We start from the raw sequence: 20,983 nt of genomic DNA on the forward strand, positions 1-20,983 counted from the left end.
GCAGCCTTGCCCCATGGTCTCTTCACTGGTGTTGCCCGCCCTGCGCTACCTCGAGGTCCCCGTTGTCCCGGGGGCCGATGAGGCGCGCCGTTGGGCGGCTGAAGAACTGGCCAAGCAGGCCTATCAAGATGCCAAGCCCGGCCTGGCGCGGCAGATCTTGGACCTGTTGGGCCGGGCCCTGTCGGAGCTCTTGGGAAACATGGGATCGGCAGATGGAAACATTGGGCTAGGCGTTGTCATTGGGCTGGTGGTGGTTGCCATAGTGGTCATCATCTTGATCGTCAGGCCGCGGCTGAACCGCAGAAGGGCCGTAGACAAAGCGGTTTTTGCCCCTGATATGACGTTGTCGGCCGAACAGCACCGCAAACTTGCCAAGGCTGCCGCACAGGCCGGCGACTGGCACACCGCTATCAACGAACAGTTCCGGGCACTGGCCCGGGCCGGTGAAGAGCGCGATGTCACCGCCAGGACACTCGGGCGCACAGCCGTGGAAATTGCCAGGGAACTGGAGCTGGCTTTCCCCAGCGCCAGTTCCGATATCCGCCACGCGGCGGAGCTTTTCAACGCTGTCCGCTACGGAAAAGTCCCGCCCACCCAGTCCATGTACGAAGAGCTGGTAGCCACGGACACGGCCGTGGTACGAAGCTCACCGGTGTATGCCGATGATTTCACGGCGGTGTCCCTGTGACCATGCCTACCTCCCCTACCCCGGTGCCCATGAGCACGGACTCACCTGAGGCAGCCGTTGCGCCCGATGGCACCGGCGAGCAGGTATTTCACGCCGACGGCACCACTCTTGGCCAGCGTTTGGCCGCCCGGTGGCGGAAGTATCGATTCTGGATCATCGGCGCGGCAGTGTTTGTGCTGTTGTCGCTGCTTGCCTTTCTGCTCAACGACTCAGGCAATCGCAGCATTGACGCGCTGGCTATTAACAACCCGGCCCCGGCCGGCGCCCAAGCCGCAGCATCGGTCCTGGAAAACCAAGGCGTGGATGTCACCGCCACCAAGTCACTGGCCGAGACCACCAATGCGCTGGCCCACAACCCCTACGGCAGCAGCACAGTGCTGTTTTATGATCCGAGAAACATCCTCAGTCCCCAGCAGGTTTCGGAGCTTGCCGCCGCCGTGGCGGAAAACGGTGCCAAGCTGCTGGCGATCACGCCCGGTCCGCTCACCGTGAAAAGCCTCAGCCCCGAACTCAGCTCGGCCGGCACCACCGCCGGCATCCAGCAAGTAGCTGCCCAGTGCGATCATCCAGATGCCGCGGCCGCTGGTTCCATCAGCGGCGGCGCTCCCGACCCAGCACTGGATGCGGGACCCGCCAAGGGTCCGCTGATGTTGTTCAAGGGTGCGCAGACGTGCTTCAGCCCCGAAGCAAAAGCAGGCACCTCTTCGGGGGGACTGTTGGCGAGCAACAGCGCCGGTGACATCACCGCATTGGGGTATTCCGGCGTCGTCAATAACCACAATCTGGCCCAGGCCGGGAATGCTGCGCTGACGTTTAGGCTATTGGGCAGCAAACCCAATCTGCTCTGGTACACCTCCTCTGTCAGTGACATCCCGCCGGCGCAAAACCCGCCTAGTATGGCCGAACTGACCCCGGCGTGGATGTTCCCGGCCGCTGCATGGCTGATGCTGGTGGCCGTGGTGGGGGTGCTGTGGCGCGGGCGCAGGAACGGCCCGTTGGTGGCCGAGCCGCTCCCGGTCATTGTGAAGGCCTCCGAAACCATGGCTGGCCGGGCCCGGCTTTATCAAGATGCCCGGGCCGTGGATACTGCCACCCGAACGCTCCGGCATGCCTCGCTCACTCGGCTGGCGCGCGCCCTTCGATTGGGGCACGCGGCTGATCCGTCCGCCGTCGTCGAAGCTGTTGCCGGGGCAAGTTCTCGCTCCAGCGCGCAGGTTCATGCCATTTTGCTGGGCGAGGCCCCCACGACTGAAAAAGACATGTTGAGAATCGCCGCCGATCTTGCGGCACTAGAGGAAGAAGTGGCACGTCGATGACCATGCCCCACCCGGAGACGAACCCGGAATCCTACCCGCAGCCTGGCTACCCCGGCTCCCCCGCGCCGCAGCACTATCGGGAGCAGTATCAGGAACAGGCGCAGCATCAGCAGCAAGCGCAGCAGTATCAGGAGCAGCCGCCAGCGCAGCCGGCGCAGCCGGCGCAGCAGTATCAGCCGCCGCAGCAGATGCGGGCCGCACCGAGTGCCTCAGCCCAAGCTCTTTTGGCGGTCCGCACCGAGGTGGCCAAGGCCGTGGTGGGCCAGGATGACACCGTGACGGGCCTGCTTATTGCCCTGCTGGCCGGCGGTCATGTGCTGCTCGAAGGGGTGCCAGGTGTTGCCAAGACCCTCCTGGTCAGGGCGCTGTCCACGGCGCTGAGTTTGGACACCAAACGCGTGCAATTTACACCTGACCTGATGCCCGGCGATGTGACCGGATCGTTGATTTATGACGCCAGTACCTCCGCATTTACCTTCCGCGAAGGCCCCGTTTTCACCAACATCCTGCTGGCCGATGAAATCAACAGGACACCACCGAAGACGCAGGCATCCCTGCTGGAAGCCATGGAAGAGCACCAAGTTTCCGTGGACGGCGTCTCACGCAAACTGCCGGCCCCGTTCATGGTGGCCGCCACCCAAAACCCGGTCGAGTACGAGGGCACCTACCCGCTGCCTGAGGCACAATTGGACCGTTTCCTCCTCAAACTCACCATGGATCTGCCCGGTCGGGACGATGAGATTGAGGTGATCCGCCGGCACAGCTTGGGCTTTGACCCCCAGGATCTGCACGCGGCGGGAGTGCGCCCCGTGGCCGGTGCAACAGAGTTGGCCCAGGCCCGAGAAGAAGTTGCCCAGGTCAATGTGGCCGGGGAAATCCTCGCCTATGTGGTGGATCTGGTGCGGGCCACCCGCACGGCGCCGTCATTCCAGCTGGGTGTCTCACCCCGTGGTGCAACCGCCATCCTGAAATCTGCCCGCGCCTATGCCTGGTTGTCAGGCAGAACCTTTGTGACCCCCGACGACATCAAGGCGCTGGCCTTGCCCACCCTCCGTCACCGTGTGGCACTGCGCCCCGAAGCCGAGATGGACGGAGTCGCCGTGGACGGCATTCTGCTCTCCATCTTGGCCACCGTGCCGGTTCCGCGCTGATCCGGGCCTAGAACTATGGCGATTTCGGGCAGGTTTTTCTGGGTGGCATTGGCGGCCCTGATTCCGATTGTCCTTTTTCCTGGACTGCTGACCTGGGTAGTGGCCGTATCCGTGCTGCTTCTGCTGTTGGTGGTGGATCTGGTTTTTGCAGCCTCGCCACGGACGGTGTCTGTCCGCCGGACCATCCCTTCCGGGGTCCGGCTGGGCGAACCGGCCACGGCTGTTGTGCGGCTCTCCAACAATTCCTCCATGGTGTTGCGGGCCCAGGTGAAGGACGGTTGGCAGCCTTCCGCCGGTGCCCGCAATGCCCTGCAGCAGCTCCGTATCCGGGCCGGTGAACGGGCGGCCATGAGTGTTGAACTACTCCCGTCCCGGCGCGGGGATTTGGCGACCCACCACCTCACCATCCGCTCCTTTGGGCCGCTGGGCATGGCCGCCCGGCAACACACCATCACGGCTCCCGGCGTGTTGCGGGTGCTACCACCGTTCCACTCCAAACGGCATCTGCCCTCCAAGCTTCGCAAGCTGCGTGAGCTTGACGGCAAGGCCGCTGTACAAATTCGTGGAGCCGGCACCGAATTCGATTCACTGCGCGACTACGTCCGCGGCGATGACGTCCGCTCCATTGACTGGCGTGCCACGGCCCGCCGCCAGGACGTGGTGGTGCGTACGTGGCGCCCCGAGCGCGATCGCCGAGTGGTCATTGTCTTGGACACTTCGCGGACCTCGGCCACCCGTATTGAGGATGAAACGGCTCTCGACACCGGCATCGAGGCCTCCCTCTTGCTGGCCGTTTTGGCCGAACGTGGTGGGGACCGGGTCAGTCTCGTGGCCTACGACCGCCGGGTGCGAGCCAAAGTTTCCTCCACCGGCAAGGGCAATATGCTCAATGCCATGGTGCAGGGCCTGGCCCCTCTGGAACCAGAACTGATTGAGTTCAATGCCCAAGGAATTGCCGGGCAGGTCAGGGATGTCACAGCCCACCGCGCATTGGTGGTCTTGGTGACTTCGCTCGACGCCGGAGCTGCCGAAGAGGGCCTGATTCCGCTGGTCACCACGCTCTCCCAAAAACACTTGGTGGTGGTGGCTGCCGTACGCGATCCAGCCCTGGAACGTGCGCGGCTGGAACGCTCAACCAGCACCTTGGCCTACCGCGCGGCCGCGGCCGAGCACACCCTCAACCGGCGTGAAGCCATCACGGCGTATCTCCAGCAGGCTGGTGTTGAAGTGGTCGACGCCGCACCCCAGGAACTGCCCCCGAAACTGGCAGATCTCTATATCAAACTCAAAGCTGCTGGCCGGCTCTAGGCAGCCCCGCACATTCGCCAGGCGACTCAGCCGCGCGCAGGTCCTTGAAGATTCATATCCTTCAGCCGAGCCGAGAGAACCTTGGACAAGGCCCCGTGCCCGTCCGCGGTGAGGTGGACGCCGTCGGCCATCTTGTTCCCGACTCCGTAGCGGGTGATCCAATCACCGGTGCTGACAAAGGGCACACCGTTACGCTTGGCGAAACCGGCCAGCAGTGTGTCCACCTGGGTGCGCCGACCACCGTCCTTGCCGCCCCGGGCCAGCGTGCCGATGAGCAGGAAATTTGCCTGCGGGTAGCTTGCCTTGAGCTCACGCAGCAGCTACTCGGCATTCGCCAGAATCTGGGCGTCACTGGCACCCCTTGCAGCGTCGTTGCCGCCACCTTGAATCACTACTAGCGCGGGAGTTCCGTAGGGAAGGAGCATTTGGCCGCTGTCCAGCGCGTCAAGGTAGTTACCCCTGATACCGGAAGCGGCCGTGAAACCGGTGCCGCCGCCACCCACAAAGTCGACCGTGTAGCCTCGCTCCGCCAGCCCGCGCACTACCCACGATTGCTCAGATTTGACGCCCGCAGCTCCAGAGGACTGCGAGTCCCCAATCAGCACCGCAGTTCGCCAAACAGCCGGATCAAGGATTTCGCGCCGACCAGAGACAGGGTTGAGCACCAGTGAACCGGGCGGCAAATCCCAGACGGTGGCAACTTCGTCCCTGGCCGCTGGGGCCGTGGCCCGGCCGCCGTCGGGCACGGTATTACGTTCCGGATAGCTCAGAAGAAGAGGCTGCAGAGGCTGCAGGGACTCGGGCGCGTCGACCGGGACAGCATCACTCGCGGCAGCCCTGCCCGTCTCCCCCGTCGGGACCACCGAGCCAGGCCCCAGCCCCACCAGCACCATGGAGACCACCAACAGCACACCGGCGCCTTGGCGCGCCCTTCTGAATATTCGTCCCCCGGTCACGAACTGATTCTCCCCCACGTCTGATGCGCTTGGTACCGAATTACTTTCGACACTCCGGCGCCACTCTCCTCCCTACGCGACTTTCTGGAAAGGATCGTTATGGGCGCACGATGTGCCGCTTAGGCGTTGCGGATGTCGCCAAGCGCTTGGGCCACATCCAGCGACCTGCCCAGCACCGCCCGCGCCTCCTGAGGTGTGAGCACGGCAAGGCTGGATTCCTCCGTGATGCGCAGCTGATTCAGCCCCGACTCAGCCAGTCCCAGCTTCCGCCACGGGCGCATGATCCGCTCCACCAAGGCAGCGTACGACGGCGGTGCCTGGCCTGCGCTGACCGGCACCGTCCCAGCCCACACTCCCACACCAGATTCCAGGGCGCCTGCCAGCATCTCCCAGTGCCCTCCATCGAGCCTATTCAGAGGTACGGCCACTGCATCGATGCCTGCTTCCAGTGCGATTTCCAGAGCTTGTCGCCACATGGTGGCTTCGATCGCGGACGCGCCGTCAGCGGCATCGCTTGGCGACCTCTCGGCAGGCGCCTTCGCGGCCAGAGCCTGCTCCGCAGGTGCCAGATTGATCGCGATCTGGCTGAAACCAGCCTCGCGTGCCGCTGCCACCAGATCACTCCATGTTTGACGCAACTCCGAACGCGGAATGGCGCGCAGGGTCCTATAACCCGAGGCTGTGGGGATGCTCCCGGCAAGGACCGCGGCAATGTGCGGTTCATCAATTTGCAAGGTCAGGGCAGTACCGGGAACAGCGCTCTGGACTTTCAGCGCGTGGACCTGCAGCCCGGCTGCCAAGGACTGCCCAATGTCTCGCCGTGCACCGTAATCGCGCACGGCCCGTTCACCGTAGTGCAGATGAATGGAAGCGGCCAAAGAAAACGGCCCCGCAACGTGAACCTTGAACGCTGCTGGCGAGAGTTCCCCAGCACCCACCACATCGGCGAGCACATTGATGTCGGTGGACAAAGCGGATTCCGCGCGCCGAAAGTCCAGGCCGGCCCTATCCACGAAGCGCCAACCGTAGGGCTGGACGTCTACCGGCAGTTCGGGAAGTAGCACAGCTGTGCGGCCAATGCTGTCCGAGCCCACACCGCGGGCCGGAAGTTGCGGCAAAAACGGCAGGTTTGGGCCGGGAAAAATGCCGACTGAGACTTTGGCGGCCTCGACAGGATCGGTGCCGGGCCAGGGACCCAAAGCCGTGGCGGTGGCACTGTCAACAAACGCACTGGCCGGCTCCGCTACGGGACTAGGGCTGTGCTGCGGTGAGGGAATCACGGAAGCGGTGTGCCGGCGTCGTCCGTCACGGCTGCAGTCTGTGCCTGTGTATCCGCCACGAAGCCAAGACCGTCGTGGCTGACCACGGGAACACCACCGGTGGCGGCTGCGGCGGAGTGGCTTTGGGAAATGGCCTGATGGTGGTGGATGACCTCGCTGATGATGAAGTTCAGGAACTTCTCGGCGAAGGCGGGGTCCAGGTGGGCGGACTCGGCGAGGGCACGCAGGCGGTGGATCTGGGCCTTCTCCCGGCCCGGATCGCCCGCGGGAAGCTGGTGCTTGGCCTTGAGGATGCCCACGCGTTGGGTCGCCTTGAAGCGTTCGGCCAGCAGGTACACGAGGGTGGCATCGAAGTTGTCGATGCTGGAGCGGATGGACAGCAGCTCCGCCATGATGGCCGGGTCCACGGCTCCGCTCAGGGAGCTGGCGGCCGGGTCAAAATCTTCGACGGACAAGTGCTCTGCGTGGCTCGATTCGGTCATGGAAACAGTTTAGGCGGTGCCCGGCGGGGACAAAAACACTGTCCATGCCGGGCACCGCCTAAACGCGCACTTTAAGGGTGCAGCTCAGCAACGTCAGCTGCGCAGAGCTACATTACTTTGCCGCCAACAGTGCCTGATGGGCGGCGCGACGTTTGGCCTGCTCCGCCGGGTTGGGCACGGGCAGCGAGGCAATCAGGCGCTTGGTGTAGTCGGCCTGCGGATTGCCCATCACCTGGTTGCCAATTCCCTGCTCCACCATTTTGCCCTTGTAGAGCACGCCGACCCATTCGGCCAGAATGTCCACGACGGCGAGGTCGTGGCTGATGAACAGGGCCGCGAAACCCATTTCAGCTTGGATTTCACGGAACAGCTCCAGCACCTTTGCCTGGACTGACACGTCCAGTGCCGAGGTGGGCTCATCGGCGATCAACAGCTTGGGCTTGAGCGCCAGGCCACGAGCCAGTGATGCTCGCTGACGCTGCCCACCGGAGAGCTCATGCGGGAAACGTTTGGCGTAGGCTGCGGGCAACTGCACCGACTCCAGCAACTCGCCAACACGTTTGGTGACGGCGTGGCCGGAGAGCTCGGTGTGGATGAGCAACGGCTCGGCAACACATTCGCCAATGCTCAGGTACGGGTTGAAGGAAGCGGCCGGGTCCTGGAAGACAAAGCCGATGTCCTTGCGCAGGGGCCGGAACGAGCGCTCCTTGTAATTGAGCATCTCGTAGCCGAGCACGTTCAGCGAACCACCCGTGGTGCGGTTCAACCCGGCAATGGCACGGCCAATGGTGGTCTTGCCCGAACCGGACTCGCCCACCAAGCCGAACACTTCGCCAGCGCTGATGGTGAAGGAGACCTTGTCCACGGCCCTGAACGCGGGGCTGCCCAAGCGGCCCGGGTACTCAATTTCCAGATCCGAGGCACGGACCAGCACTTCCTTGTCTTGGAAGGCCCGCTCCGTGAAACCTTCCGACGCCGAGTTGCGGCCCAGGTGCGGCACAGCGGCCAGCAACGCCTTCGTGTAGTCCTGCTTGGGTGCGTCAAAGAGCACGGCCGAGCTGGCTTCCTCTACGACGTCGCCCTGGAACATGACCACCACGCGGTCGGCGAGGTCTGCCACCACACCCATGTTGTGGGTGATCAGCACAATGGAGGTGCCGTAGCGATCGCGTAGATCCCGCAACAACTCAAGAATCTCCGCCTGTACCGTCACATCGAGTGCCGTGGTGGGCTCATCGGCCACGATCAGGCCCGGGTTCAGGGCCAGCGCTGCGGCGATCACCACGCGCTGCTTCTGACCTCCGGAGAACTGGTGCGGGTAGTAGTCAACCCGCTTCTCCGGCTCCGGAATACCCACCTTGGCCAAAGCCTCGATGGCCAGCTTGCGAGCTTCCTTCTTGCCCACACGCTTTCCCTCAGGACGGTGGGCACGCAGGCCCTCGGCAATCTGCCAGCCCACCGTGTACACGGGGTTCAGTGCCGTGGATGGTTCCTGGAACACCATGGCCACATCCCGGCCACGAATCTGACGCATCTCCTGGGCGCTGACACTCAACACGTCGTTACCCGTGATGATCACGGCGCCGCTGCTCTGGGCAGTCTCCGGCAGCAGACCCAAGATGGTCTTAGCCGTGACGGTCTTGCCCGATCCGGACTCCCCCACGATGGCAACAATTTCACCCGGTGCCACGGTGAACGAGACGTCCTTGACGGCCGGAACATCGCCCTGATCCGTGGCAAAAGTGACCTTGAGATCGGAAATGTCCAACACGGACCGCGGCGACTCTTCACCGTGGGGTGCATTTTCTGTGGAGCGACTCATGCTTCCACCAACTCCTCTTGCTTCGTGGCTGCGTTCTTTTTCGTCTTCTTACGTCCACGCAGACGAGGGTCATTGAGGTCATTCATGGACTCGCCCAACAAGGTCAGGCCGAGAACGGTCAGCACAATGGCCGCACCCGGGAACACCCCGGTCCACCAAATACCGGCGGTAGCATCCGACTGCGCATGGTTGAGGTCATAGCCCCATTCCGCCGCCGATGAGGGCTCAATACCGAAGCCCAAGAAGCCAAGTCCGGCCAGAGTCAGAATCGCCTCGGAAGCGTTCAGTGTGAAGATCAGTGGCAGCGTCCGGGTGGCGTTCTTGAAAATGTGCCGGGCCATGATGCGCACGGTGGAGGCGCCCACCACGATGGCCGATTCCACAAACGGTTCGGCTTTGAGGCGGATAGTTTCGGCACGGATCACACGGAAGTACTGCGGGATGAACACGACGGTGATGGAGATGGCGGCGGCAAAAATACCCGCCCACATATCCGAGCTTCCCTGCGTGAGAGCAATGGACATGACCATGGCCAGCAGCAGCGTGGGGAACGCGTAAATGGCATCGGCCACCACCACTAAAATGCGGTCCAGCCAGCCACCCAGGTAACCGGAGAGCAAGCCCAAGATCACGCCAATGAAAATGGACAGCGCAACAGCAATCACAATCACGAAGACCGCAGTCTGGGCCCCCCAAATGGTGCGGGACAGGACATCGTAACCTCCCGCCGTCGTACCCCAAAGGTGAACGGACGACGGCGGTGCCTGAGTTGCGTCGAATCGCTGGGTGGGGCCGTAGGGAGAAATCAATGGTGCCAACGCGGCGGTCAATAAGAAGATGAGCGTCAGGACGATGCCCGCGACGAGCATGCCACGCTGGAGTCCCATACTCTTTTTGAGCTGAGAGATCACGGGCAAGCGGCTGAAAAGCGACTTTTTGGTCTCCATGGCCTAGTACCTCACCCTCGGGTCGATCAGCGCGGCGATGACATCCACGATGAAGTTGGTGACGGCCACGATCACGGCCAGCAGAACCACAATGCCTTGCACTGCCACGAAGTCGCGCGCGGTGAGGTATTGAGCCAGCTGGAAGCCGAGTCCCTTCCATTCGAAGGTGGTCTCGGTCAGGACTGCCCCGCCAAGGAGGAGTGCGATCTGCAGACCCATGACGGTGATGATGGGGATCAGTGCCGGCTTGTACGCGTGCTTGGTGATGAGGCGGAATTCGCTGACACCGCGGGATCGGCCGGCCTCAACGTAGTCTCGGCTCAGGGTGCCGATCATGTTGGTGCGCACCAATCGCAAGAAGATGCCGGCGGTGAGTAGCCCGAGGGCCACAGCTGGCAGAACGGCGTGCTGGGCGACGTCCCAAAACACGGTCATGTTGCCGCTGCGCAGGGCATCGAGCCAGTAAATGCCTGAGGGCGATTCCAGCTGGGCCATGAAAATTTCCGTGCTGGTGGTGCCGCGGCCTGCTACGGGGAACCAGCCGAGCCAGATGGAGAAGATGAGCTTCAGGATCAGGCCTGCGAAGAACACCGGGGTGGCGTAAAAGGCGATGGCCGCTACGCGGGCGATGGCGTCCTGCCACTTGTCGCGCTTGTAGGCGGCGAGCATGCCCAACGGGATACCGATCAGCAGGGCCACGACGAGTGAGTTGATAGCCAGTTCCAGTGTTGCTGTGCCGTAGGTGGCCAGCATGTCCGAGATCAGCAGGTTATCGGAGATGGTGCGGCCAAAGTTTCCAGTGGCGACCTGTCCCAAGTACTCGATGTATTGGACGAAGAGGGGCCTGTCGTAGCCGGCCTCGTGAATGCGTATTGCCAGTTGCTCCGCGGGGAGTCGACCACCGAGGGCTGCTGTGATGGGATCGCCGGTGAGTCTCATGAGGAAGAACACCATGGAGACGAGGATGAAGATGGTGGGGAAGATCAGAACAAAGCGGATGGCCAGGTATTTGCCTAGGCTGCCGCCCGCTTTCCTTTTACTCTTGGGGGCCTGCAGTGCGGGTTCTTCCGCCGGCAGGTCAATCATTGCGGTCATGTGCGCCTGTTTCTTTTGATGCTGTGCAAAAAGTGTGATCAGTGCAAAAGGGCGGGGGCATCCGTTTCAGATGTCCCCGCCCCATACACTGTGGAGTTTATCCAGTGGCTACCGAAGCGGCCTTACTTAGATAGAACGCCCAGACGGAACTTGAATGAAGCATCCAAGGTGTCCTTGGTGCCGTTGACGTTGACACCGGAGACTGCAACCTGTGCACCCTGCAACAGCGGCAGAGTAGAGAGGTCCTTGGACTCAGCGGCCTGAATCTCTTCGATCAGCTTGGTGCGCTTGGCCGGATCGTTCGTGGTCACCTGTTCGGTGATCATCTTCTGAACTTCCGGGTTGCTGTAGTGATTGCCCAAGAAGTTGTTCTCGCTGAAGAACGGGGTCAGGTAGTTATCAGCATCGGAGTAGTCCGGGAACCAACCCAGCTGGTACATCGGGTAAACGTCCTCGGTGCGCTGCTTGGCGTAGGAAACCCACTCAGTCGACTGAAGGTTGACGGTGAAGAGCTTGGTGGCTTCTAGCTGCGACTTAATGGCCGCGTACTCATCGCCTGAGGAGGAACCGTAGTGATCCGGGTTGTACTGCAAGTCCAACTTCACGGGTGTCTCTACACCGGCGTCAGCGAGTGCCTTAGTGGCCTTGTCAACATCCGGGCCGCCGTTGCCATCGCCGTATTCTGACTTCAACGGTTCAATCGCTCCGGTAAATCCGGCGGGAACCGGTGAGTACAGGGGCAGGTAGGTGCCCTTGTAAACCTGATCAGCTAGTTTGGCGCGATCAATGGAGTCAGCCATAGCCTGGCGCACGGCCAGTGCCTTCTTAGCATCAGCATCAGCTGTCTTGGCACCGAACGGCATGGTGTCGAAGTTGAACACGATGTAGCGAATTTCGCCACCGGGGCCAACATCAACCTTGACGTTCTTATCGCCCTTCAGGCTTTCAATATCGGTTGCCGTGAGGGAGCGCCAGGCAACGTCGATGCTGCCCTTCTGGACTTCCAGCTTCAAGTTGTTGGAGTCGGCGAAGTACTTGATCGTCACCGTTTCAGACTTGGCCGGGCCCAGCAGGCCCTTGTAGTCAGGGTTCTTCTTGAAGGAGATCAGCTGATTCTTCTTGAAGGAGTCAATGGTGAACTGTCCGGCGTAGGACTTGCCAGCAATGATGTCCTCGTCGGGGGTGATGGCATCTGCACTGAAGACGCTGTCATCCACAATGGGACCGGCCGGGCTGGTCAGCACCTGGGGGAAGGTCTGGTCGTTGCCCACCTTGAGCTTGAACACCACGGTGGTGGCGTCCGGAGCTTCAACACTGGCCAAGTTGCCCAACAGGGATGCCGGTCCGTTGACGTCGTTGATCTTTACCTGGCGGTCGAAGGAGAACTTCACGTCCTTGGAATCCAGTTCGGTGCCGTTGGCCCACTTGAGCCCAGCTTTTAGCTTCACCGTGAATTCAGTGGGTGAGGTGAACTCTGCCGATTCGGCAATATCCGGCTTGGGGTCTGCACTGCCGGCTTCGGAGTTCATGACAAACGGGTAGATCTGGTTCATGACCATGAACGAGCCGTTGTCGTAGGACCCTGCCGGGTCCAAGAAAGTGGTCTTGTCGGTGGTGCCGACAACGACCGGTCCACCTGTGGAACCACCGGTGCTTTCTCCACCTGCGGGGCCCGTACATGCCGTCATGGCGAGGACGGAGACGCCTGCAACGACGATCACCGAACTAAATCCGAACTTGTTCTTAGCCATCAGAAAACTTTCTCTTGTGCTTCGCATGGAGAGCCGCCACACACCTTTGTGTGACGGCGCCCACGTATTTGATACTTAATGAATACCAGACTTGCGCGCGCGACCCTGCATCGATCGCGAAGTTGCAACCAGAAGGTTACCAAAGGGTAGAAGCGCCAAAGAAGCGCCAAAAAGCCCCAGAGGGAGCGGCGGCGCGGCGCGCGGACTTCGAATCGGGGCGTTACCAGGGGTGGGCGCTAGGGCTGGCTTCTAGCGCTGGGCTACGGCTGGCTGAGAGAATCCACGCGTGGTCCCGCGCGGAAGTAGGGGCTGCGCCCGAACCAGCCGGCAAGCTGGGTGTAAGGGTCCGAGGCTATGGGAACCCGGACCTCCAAGCCGATTCCTCGGTCTGCTCCGCGGTGTTCCATCTTCAGCATGCGCTGGGACCAGGCCAAGGATTGTTCGGCCAATACGGGATCTAAGATGATGGGGACGCTCGTGGCTTTGACCAGATCCCAGGCGTGAACGGTAAATTCGGTAATCTGCAAGCCGATCCGGCTGCGTAGAGGGGCTTCGCCGCCTCCAGGCAGTGCCACCTGGGTACTGAGATCAGCTGATGCCCAGGCCCTCATGAGTAAGGCAGCACCGTCGGTAAAACGTGTTGACCAGTCTGCTCCAACCGTAGCGTCGGCTGCCAACGGATCAACGTTGTTCCCCCTGGCCATGAGGGTGTATTTGTGCAGGTCATGAACTACCAGGTGGTGCAGGAGGTCCTGTACATTCCAGTCGGCGCATGGTGTAGGCCATTCCGCCTGATTTGCCGAGATGGCGCTAATAACTTCAGCGCATTGATTGAGAGCGCTTTCTAAGTGTTGCAGCGGGTTGGGAATTGCATGCGGGGGCATTTTATAAACCTTCCGTGGGCTAAGTCACCTTAAAGGAAGTTTACGCCAGTACCGCAAGAGCCACGCCGGTAAATCAACCTTCCCCCGCTCAAACGCCGCATCACTTTACGGCCATAAAACGCAAACGCCGCATCACCTAACGGCGGGATGGTTAGTCGCGATCCCGGGAAGTGATGCGGCGTTTGGAAAAAACGGCCGGAAAGTGATGCGGCGTTGGCCTAGGGGAGGTCGGGGCGGGCCAGTGAGCGGGCCGTGTCGATGGTGGCCTGACCCAACACACGCGAGCCCTGGTACAGCACGATGGTCTGTCCGGGGGCCACGCCGCGCAGCGGCTCGACCAAGGTGACGTTCAGGTGCTGGCGAGTGCCGGCGTCGTCCGTCTCTTCGGTGACAAAAGCACGGGCCGGGACTGGATCGCCGTGCGCGCGGACCTGAGCGTAGCAATCGAATTCTTCGCCCGTGGCGACCTCGGCGATGGGCAAGCCAGCCCAGGAAACCTTGATGCCTTGGATCGAATCGATAGCCAGCAGCGCGTGCGGACCAACGATGACCTTGTTCTCCTTGGGCCGGATTTCCAGCACAAACCGGGGCTTTCCATCGGCAGCCGGGGTGCCCAGCTTCAGGCCGCGGCGCTGACCCACGGTGAACTGGTTGGAGCCGGTGTGACCGCCCACCTTTGCGCCGGTTTCGTCGACGATCTCACCGTCGGTCATCTCAATCTTCTCGGCCAACCAGCCGGCGGTGTCGCCGTCGGGGATGAAGCAAATATCGTGGCTGTCGGGCTTCTTGGCGACGGACAGGCCGCGGGCCTCAGCCTCGGCGCGAACCTCGGCCTTGGACGGGGTATCGGCCAGCGGGAACATGGAGTGCTTGAGCTGCTCATGGGTCAGCACGCCGAGCACATAGCTCTGGTCCTTGGCCCAATCCGCGGCACGGTGCAGCTCCGGGTTGCCGTCGGCGTCGGTGATGACCTTGGCGTAGTGTCCCGTGCAGACGGCGTCGAAGCCTAGGGCGATGGCCTTCTCCAGCAGCGCAGCGAACTTGATCCGCTCGTTGCAGCGCATGCAGGGATTGGGGGTGCGGCCGGCGGCGTATTCGTCGATGAAGTCCTGGACCACATCTTCTTTAAACCGCTCGGAGAAGTCCCAGACGTAGTACGGAATGCCGAGCAGATCGCAGGCCCGCCAAGCGTCATTTGAATCCTCCACGGTGCAGCAGCCGCGGCTGCCGGTGCGCAGGGTTCCGGGCATGCGGGACAGCGCCAGGTGAACGCCGACGACGTCGTGCCCAGCATCTACTGCTCGTGCTGCGGCGACGGCGGAGTCAACTCCACCACTCATGGCGGCCAATACTCGCATTACGTACCTTTCAATTCATTACTGTTTTGTGTTGCTGTGTTGCTGTGTGGTGCAGGTGCCGGATCTTGACCGGGTCAGCCTGCGGCCCGTGTGCTTGCCGTTTCAATACTTGATTTATGCCCGGCCATGCCCGCCTGTTTTGCGCGTGCGTGAGCATTGGGCAACGCGGCCACGAAAGCGTCAACGTCTTCTTGGCCCGATGTATGCCCCAAACTAAAGCGTTGTGCGCCACGTGCGGTGTCCTCATCCAGACCCATGGCCAACAAAACGTGCGAGGGACGGGGCACTCCAGCCGTGCAGGCCGAGCCTGTGGAGGATTCAATTCCCGCCATGTCCAGCAGGAACAGCAGGGAATCGCCCTCGCAGCCGGGGAAGGTGAAGTGCGCGTTGCCGGGCAGCCGACCAGCAGGATTTTCGGCCGGGTCCACGCCGCGCAGCACCGCTTCCGGGACAGCTTGGCGGACTGCGGCAATGATCTGATCGCGCAGGCCTGACAGGCGAGGGTTCTCGACGGTCAAGTTGGCCGTGACATCTGCGGCGGCCGCGGCGAAGGCAGCGATGCCTGCCGTATCCAAGGTGCCGGAGCGAACACTGCGTTCTTGTCCCCCACCGTGCTGGACGGGCATGAGTTTCACAGCGCGGCCCAACAACAGCGCCCCCACCCCAACGGGGCCGCCGATCTTGTGGCCGCTGATGGACATGGCCGCGAGGCCAGATTCCTTGAAGTTGATGGGGACCGATCCGAAAGCCTGAACGGCGTCCGAATGTACGGGGATGCCGTAGTTGTCGGCGAGCGCAACGATCTCGGCGATGGGCTCGATGGTGCCCACCTCATTGTTGGCCCACATGCAGGTCACCAGCGCCACGGAGTCTGCTCCGCCGTCGTCCAGTTCCTTTTTCAGGGCAGAAAGACTCACCACGCCGTCCTCATCGACGGGCAGCCAAACCACTTCGGCGCCCTCGTGCTGTTCGAGCCATTCGACGGTGTCCTGGATGGCGGCGTGTTCAACGCTGGAGACCAGAATCCGCTTGCGGGCAGGCTCGGCGGCGTTGCGGGACCAAAACAGGCCCTTCACGGCGAGGTTGTCCGCCTCGGTGCCGCCGGAGGTAAAAATGACCTCGGTGGGGTGGGCGCCGGCAGCCTTGGCGATGGTTTCGCGGGACGCTTCCACGGTGGCTCGGGCGCGACGGCCCGATCCGTGCAGGGAGGACGGATTGCCGCTACGGGCGATAACGGAAGTGAGTGCGGCGAGGGCCGGGGCCGAAATTGGCGTGGTCGCCGCGTGATCTAGATACACGGGCACGGTCTCAATTCTACGGCACGGACTGCGCTGGCCACGCACTTCAACTACAAGGTGGAATCGGCACTAACCTTTCGGATTGTCCTTGGCGGGACCCTGCATTTCGTCTTGTCATGATTCGCAAGCCAGTGGCAGGATCGTGGTGTTTCACATCACACAATGATCTTGAAGGATTGAATCCATGCAAAAAGTCCCCTTCCGTCGTGCCGCGGCTACCGCCGTCTGCGCCGTGACCATGGCAGCAACAACCTTTATCGGAGGCAGTGCCGTAGCTGCTCCGCCGCAAACGCCATCAACACCCATCGAATTCCCCGCAGCGGACGGCCAACTCATGAGCTACGTCGTCAACGCAAAGGCGGCCAACCGCGGCCAGACTAAGCAGGCCTCGAGGGCCGTTCAGGCTGCTGGCGGCGTCACCGTCCAAGAGTGGCCGGAAATTGGGGTGGTGATAGCCCAGTCTGACCGCGCCAGCTTCCGTGCTGACGTCCTGAAACAAGGAAAATCCCATGTGGTCTCGGTTGGCGCAACCCGCACCATCACCGTTGCCGAGGGCACACCTGCTGGCATTGACACCCCGTGGCAGACGGCCCAGCAACCACAGTTGCCGCAATTGCGCAGCAAGCAGCTGGCCAACACGGACCTCCTCTATGGCGATGCCACGTTCGACGGCGTCACTGCCGATCCGCGTGAAAACGAACAGTGGGATAAGGCGCAGATCAAGGCCAACCAAGCTCATCAGATGACCGATGGTTCCCGGGATGTTTTGGTCGGCGTCTTGGACAGCGGGATCGACCCGGTCCACCCCGATCTGCAGGCCAATATTGATGTGACCGCCTCAGTGAACTGCACCGACGCCGGACGGCCGGATACCTCGCCTACCGGCTGGTTCCCCACCACCTCGTCCCACGGAACCCACGTGGCTGGCATCATTGGTGCACCCCGTAACGGGATTGGCATTACAGGTGTGGCCCCGAACGTACGCATGGCCTCCGTCAAGGTGGTCAACGACGCCGGATCTATCTACCCCGAATACGCCATCTGCGGTTTCATGTGGGCAGGGATGAAGGGCATGGACGTCACCAACAACAGCTACTACGTTGACCCGATGCAGTTCTGGTGTGGTGACCAGCCCGATCAAAAGGCTGTCCTAGACGCCGTGGAGAAAGCCGTTGCGTGGTCCACGAAGCAAGGCGTGGTTCATGCGGCAGCTGCTGGCAATGCCTCTTACGATCTGGCTAACAAGACCACCGACGATGTGAGCCCCAATGACATTTCCGGCACTCACCGGCAGATCAATAATGACTGCAAAGACATTCCCACTGAACTCGACGGGGTGGTGACCGTGGCCTCCACGGATCAGGCAGCAAAGCTCTCATCCTTCTCGAACCGTGGCCTGAACGTTATTGATGTTGCAGCTCCCGGCTCACGCATCCTCTCCACGTTGCCGGACAATAAGTACGGCCTCTTGAGCGGCACCTCCATGGCCTCACCCCAGGTTGCCGGCGTCCTGGCCCTGATGAAGTCCGAGCACCCGGGATGGACGCCGAGTAAGATGATCGCTGCGCTGCGCTCGCAGGCACAAGATCAGTCCTGTAAGCCGTCCGCGACACCCACCGGCGCAGAATGTGTGGGTCCGGCAGCCAACAACAGCTACTACGGCGAAGGCATCGTGGACGCTTTGCGAGCAGTCCGCTAACAGCACCAGTCCCAGTACGCATCCTTCAGCCTTGGCGGTCATCCTAGGGGTGGCCGCCAAAGCTGTTTCGGTCTTACTTAAGGTGTCTTCGGCACCAGCCGGGCGCAGCAGTGCGAGATCTCCTGATCAGGAGCTAGCGCATGGCGGTCATCGCCGCACCCCTCAAGGGCCCCACCGAGCAGCGCGCCATTGAGCGAGCACACCACCCCTTGATGATCCTGCGACAGCCGATGGAAAGGGCAGTTGGCCATGATGGTGCCGCCGTCGCCGTCGGGCTCGGGGCTGTAGCCGTTCTCCGCCAGCAGCGTGTGGATATTTCCTGCCTCCTGCCCCATACGTAACCCTTCTTCGCGGGCCACCTCGGCGAGGGATGCTTCAATTCCTCCTCCGGTGTCGATGGATCGCTGCACCCCGGCGGCCAGCAGACTCGCGGCAAGATCGTAGTGGCGTGGCGGGACGGAAGCGCTCACTTCGCGGCGGGCCACGGCATATAGCTTGCTGGGCCGGCCAGAACCGGGGCCGGTCCGCTCCCCCATCTTGCGGAATTCCACACGCAACAAGGACTCATCCACCAAGCGATCCAGATGGACGCGGATGGTGCTCTTAGGCAAGCCGAGCGCCTCCGCGCACTCGTCGCGACTCATCGGCGCGCCAGCATCACGGACCAGCTCAAAGAGTTTCTTACGCACCGGATCCCCCAGTGACGCCACAGCCCGTAGGCGCTGTTCCTGGCCCATGGGGAGTTCGGCGGCATCTGCTCGTTGCACAGACGCCGGAGACGCTGTCGATCCCACTAGCGATTCCTGCTCGGATGGATTCATGGCCGCTGGCCCTCTCCCCTCATGATCGTGCCGCCCTGCCCGCCCCCATAAGGCGGGCAGTTTGCGGAATATGTCGAATGGCTTGACGCTTTGAGTCTGCGCTTCTAAAGTCAATAATACAAGATTTAGAAAGGGTTGGATATGTCCATCACCAGTGCGTCCCTCCCGGACCTCCTCGCTTTTGAAGACCCAGAATTGTCTGCCGCAGCTGGCATTGATCTCCCTCGAGCGCAGGCCGCCATTGCCGAATTCCTGCGAGCGCTGGGCCGCGACGAGACCGAACCTCACCTGCTCGATACCCCCCGCCGGGTGGCCGCCGCCTATGCCGAAATGCTCACCCCACGCGAAACCACCTGGACCACGTTCCCCAACGACGAAGGCTACCAAGGCCTAGTTCTGGTCAAAGACATCCCCTTCCATTCCCTCTGTCAGCACCATTTACTGCCCTTCCGCGGCGTGGCCCACGTGGGCTATCTCCCCGGCGAGCGCCTGTTCGGCCTATCGAAACTGGCCCGCGGTGTGGAACTCTTCTCCCGCGATCTGCAAGTCCAAGAACGCCTCACCCAGCAGATCGCCGACTGGCTCGAGAACACCTTGGCCCCACGCGGGGTCGGCGTAGTCTTGGAAGCTGAACACATGTGCATGTCCCTGCGCGGCGTCCAGACGGCAGGAACCCTGACCCGCACCTCTGTCTTTACTGGCCTCTTGAACGACGACGGACCCTTGCGACTCCAGTTCCCGCACTGACATCTGACTCACCCAGTCGGCGAACACCTCCGCTGAATCAACCGCAGCCAGCCCCAGCCACCACAGCAGAAACATTAGGATTTTCCACCGGAAAAGAGTTTCGACCATGAGCCAGACCCCCAGCCCCGCCGTTCCCGCCGCATCCACCCAAGAGCAAGAGCCAGGCATAATCATCATCGGCGGCGGTCTCACGGCAGCCACCGCAGCAGAAACCTTGCGCAAGGAAGGCTGGGATGGGCCGGTCACCATCGTGGCCGACGAGGCGGAGATCCCTTACCAGCGCCCGCCGCTGTCCAAGGGATTTCTTGCTGGCAAAGAGGGTGAGGATGCTCTGCTGCCCTTGCCCGCCACCTGGTATCCCGAGAACAACGTGACCCTCATGACCGGGATTGCGGCAACGGCCCTGAGCCCGCAGTCCCACACTGTTACCTTGGCCAACGGAACCACGCTCCCGTATACCAAGGTGCTTTTAGCAACAGGTGCCGCCCCGCGCCGGATCCCTTTTCCCGGCGTCGACCTTGAAGGCGTGTACACGTTCCGGACCAAGGCCGACAGCGTTGCCCTGAAGGAGCTGTTCACCGGCGGCGGCAAGAACGTGGCGCTGATCGGATCGGGCTGGATTGGCATGGAAATTGCCGCCACGGCCACCGAGCTCGGCAACAAGGTGGCACTCATGGGGCTCGAGGAGGTGCCGCTGTCCGCGGCGATCGGCACGCAGCTGGGCACGGTGTTCACCGACCGGCACAAGGAAGCGGGCGTGCGTTTTGAGCTGCCAGCCAGCGCCGCCGAAATTCTGGGAACCGACGGGCATGTGAGCTCCGTGCTGACCACCACAGGCGTCACGATCCCGGCCGAAGTGGTGATTGTGGCCGTCGGCGTGGTCCCCAATATTGCCCTCGCACAGGATGCCGGACTCACCATCAACAACGGTATTGAGGTGGACTCCGCGCTGCGGACCTCCGCCCCGGACGTGTTTGCCGCCGGCGATGTGGCCAACGCCCTGCACCCCGTGACCGGTACGCACGCCCGATCCGAACACTGGGCCAACGCGATCGCCAGCGGCAAGGTGGCGGCGAAATCCATGCTGGGCAAGGACGCCGCACTCGATGACATCCCCTACTTCTACACTGACCAATTTGACCTGGGGATGGAGTATTCCGGCTTCGGCGCGCTCACCAAAGACGCCGAACTGGTAATCCGGGGCGATCTAGCGAAGCGCGAATTCATTGCCTTCTGGGTGCTCGACGGCCGTGTGGTGGCGGGCATGAACGTGAACATCTGGGATGTCCAAGATGCCATCAAGGACCTCATTTCCTCCCGGCGCACCGTCGACACGGCCGCACTGGCTGACCCACAAACCCCGTTCGAGAGGCTTTGATG

The 20,983-nt window shown here is 62.2% G+C and carries 19 protein-coding genes; 7 read left to right on the forward strand and 12 right to left on the reverse strand.

Going from position 1 to position 20,983, the window contains the following annotated elements:
- Positions 1–13: 13 nt before the first annotated feature.
- The 4 genes from AB0O97_RS07510 (at position 14) to AB0O97_RS07525 (ending at position 4,463) form a co-directional block, all read left to right on the forward strand.
- Entirely contained in the window at positions 14–688 is a 675-nt protein-coding gene (locus AB0O97_RS07510) for a DUF4129 domain-containing protein (RefSeq protein WP_363881414.1), read from the forward strand.
- A gap of 29 nt (positions 689–717) precedes the next feature.
- The gene (locus AB0O97_RS07515; protein ID WP_363881416.1) at positions 718–2,004 is read left to right on the forward strand and encodes a DUF4350 domain-containing protein; all 1,287 of its coding nucleotides are present in this window, start codon (positions 718–720) and stop codon (positions 2,002–2,004) included.
- Between the two features lie 188 nt (positions 2,005–2,192).
- A complete protein-coding gene (locus AB0O97_RS07520; RefSeq protein WP_363881468.1) occupies positions 2,193–3,155 on the forward strand; it encodes a MoxR family ATPase in 963 nt (320 codons plus the stop codon).
- Between the two features lie 15 nt (positions 3,156–3,170).
- The gene (locus AB0O97_RS07525; RefSeq protein WP_363881418.1) at positions 3,171–4,463 is read left to right on the forward strand and encodes a DUF58 domain-containing protein; all 1,293 of its coding nucleotides are present in this window, start codon (positions 3,171–3,173) and stop codon (positions 4,461–4,463) included.
- A gap of 26 nt (positions 4,464–4,489) precedes the next feature.
- On the opposite strand, the gene AB0O97_RS07530 is transcribed toward AB0O97_RS07525, so the two are convergent.
- The 11 genes from AB0O97_RS07530 to AB0O97_RS07580 all read right to left on the reverse strand — a co-directional run bounded on the left by AB0O97_RS07530 (position 4,490) and on the right by AB0O97_RS07580 (position 16,342).
- Complete coding sequence (locus AB0O97_RS07530; RefSeq protein WP_363881420.1) at positions 4,490–4,687, reverse strand: hypothetical protein; 198 nt, start codon at positions 4,685–4,687, stop codon at positions 4,490–4,492.
- Positions 4,688–4,783: 96 nt separating this feature from the next.
- Positions 4,784–5,419, reverse strand: coding sequence for an SGNH/GDSL hydrolase family protein (locus tag AB0O97_RS07535; RefSeq protein WP_363881422.1), 636 nt, complete (start codon positions 5,417–5,419; stop codon positions 4,784–4,786).
- A 119-nt stretch (positions 5,420–5,538) separates the two neighbouring features.
- Positions 5,539–6,699: a hypothetical protein gene (locus AB0O97_RS07540; protein WP_363881423.1), complete on the reverse strand. Its 1,161-nt coding sequence runs from the start codon at positions 6,697–6,699 to the stop codon at positions 5,539–5,541.
- Positions 6,696–7,181 carry a chorismate mutase gene (locus tag AB0O97_RS07545; RefSeq protein ID WP_363881425.1) on the reverse strand — a complete coding sequence of 162 codons (486 nt, stop codon included), beginning with the start codon at positions 7,179–7,181 and terminating at the stop codon, positions 6,696–6,698. The genes AB0O97_RS07540 and AB0O97_RS07545 overlap by 4 nt, the downstream gene beginning before the upstream one ends.
- 112 nt (positions 7,182–7,293) lie before the next feature.
- Positions 7,294–9,003: an ABC transporter ATP-binding protein gene (locus AB0O97_RS07550; protein ID WP_363881427.1), complete on the reverse strand. Its 1,710-nt coding sequence runs from the start codon at positions 9,001–9,003 to the stop codon at positions 7,294–7,296.
- Positions 9,000–9,950: an ABC transporter permease gene (locus AB0O97_RS07555; protein WP_363881429.1), complete on the reverse strand. Its 951-nt coding sequence runs from the start codon at positions 9,948–9,950 to the stop codon at positions 9,000–9,002. Before AB0O97_RS07555 ends, AB0O97_RS07550 begins: the two co-directional genes overlap by 4 nt.
- Before the next feature lie 3 nt (positions 9,951–9,953).
- The gene (locus AB0O97_RS07560; RefSeq protein ID WP_363881431.1) at positions 9,954–11,045 is read right to left on the reverse strand and encodes an ABC transporter permease; all 1,092 of its coding nucleotides are present in this window, start codon (positions 11,043–11,045) and stop codon (positions 9,954–9,956) included.
- A gap of 122 nt (positions 11,046–11,167) precedes the next feature.
- On the reverse strand, positions 11,168–12,796 hold the full coding sequence (locus AB0O97_RS07565; protein WP_363881433.1) for an ABC transporter substrate-binding protein: 1,629 nt from the start codon (positions 12,794–12,796) through the stop codon (positions 11,168–11,170).
- A gap of 260 nt (positions 12,797–13,056) precedes the next feature.
- Complete coding sequence (locus AB0O97_RS07570) at positions 13,057–13,680, reverse strand: TIGR03086 family metal-binding protein (RefSeq protein WP_363881435.1); 624 nt, start codon at positions 13,678–13,680, stop codon at positions 13,057–13,059.
- A gap of 218 nt (positions 13,681–13,898) precedes the next feature.
- Positions 13,899–15,038, reverse strand: a complete 1,140-nt coding sequence (gene mnmA, locus AB0O97_RS07575; RefSeq protein ID WP_363881437.1) for a tRNA 2-thiouridine(34) synthase MnmA — start codon at positions 15,036–15,038, stop codon at positions 13,899–13,901.
- 74 nt (positions 15,039–15,112) lie between these two features.
- Positions 15,113–16,342 carry a cysteine desulfurase family protein gene (locus AB0O97_RS07580; RefSeq protein ID WP_363881439.1) on the reverse strand — a complete coding sequence of 410 codons (1,230 nt, stop codon included), beginning with the start codon at positions 16,340–16,342 and terminating at the stop codon, positions 15,113–15,115.
- Positions 16,343–16,520: 178 nt separating this feature from the next.
- Here AB0O97_RS07580 and AB0O97_RS07585 point away from each other — a divergent pair, with 178 nt between their 5' ends.
- Positions 16,521–18,035 carry a S8 family serine peptidase gene (locus tag AB0O97_RS07585; RefSeq protein ID WP_363881441.1) on the forward strand — a complete coding sequence of 505 codons (1,515 nt, stop codon included), beginning with the start codon at positions 16,521–16,523 and terminating at the stop codon, positions 18,033–18,035.
- A 77-nt stretch (positions 18,036–18,112) separates the two neighbouring features.
- On the opposite strand, the gene AB0O97_RS07590 is transcribed toward AB0O97_RS07585, so the two are convergent.
- On the reverse strand, positions 18,113–18,856 hold the full coding sequence (locus tag AB0O97_RS07590; protein ID WP_363881443.1) for a helix-turn-helix domain-containing protein: 744 nt from the start codon (positions 18,854–18,856) through the stop codon (positions 18,113–18,115).
- Positions 18,857–18,997: 141 nt separating this feature from the next.
- On the opposite strand from AB0O97_RS07590, the gene folE reads away from it, so the two are divergent.
- On the forward strand, positions 18,998–19,603 hold the full coding sequence (folE, locus tag AB0O97_RS07595) for a GTP cyclohydrolase I (RefSeq protein WP_363881445.1): 606 nt from the start codon (positions 18,998–19,000) through the stop codon (positions 19,601–19,603).
- Between the two features lie 106 nt (positions 19,604–19,709).
- On the forward strand, positions 19,710–20,981 hold the full coding sequence (locus AB0O97_RS07600; RefSeq protein ID WP_363881447.1) for an FAD-dependent oxidoreductase: 1,272 nt from the start codon (positions 19,710–19,712) through the stop codon (positions 20,979–20,981).
- The last annotated feature ends 2 nt before the right edge of the window (positions 20,982–20,983 follow it).

Source organism: Specibacter sp. NPDC078692, from assembly GCF_040686835.1.
Lineage (GTDB): Bacteria > Actinomycetota > Actinomycetes > Actinomycetales > Micrococcaceae > Specibacter.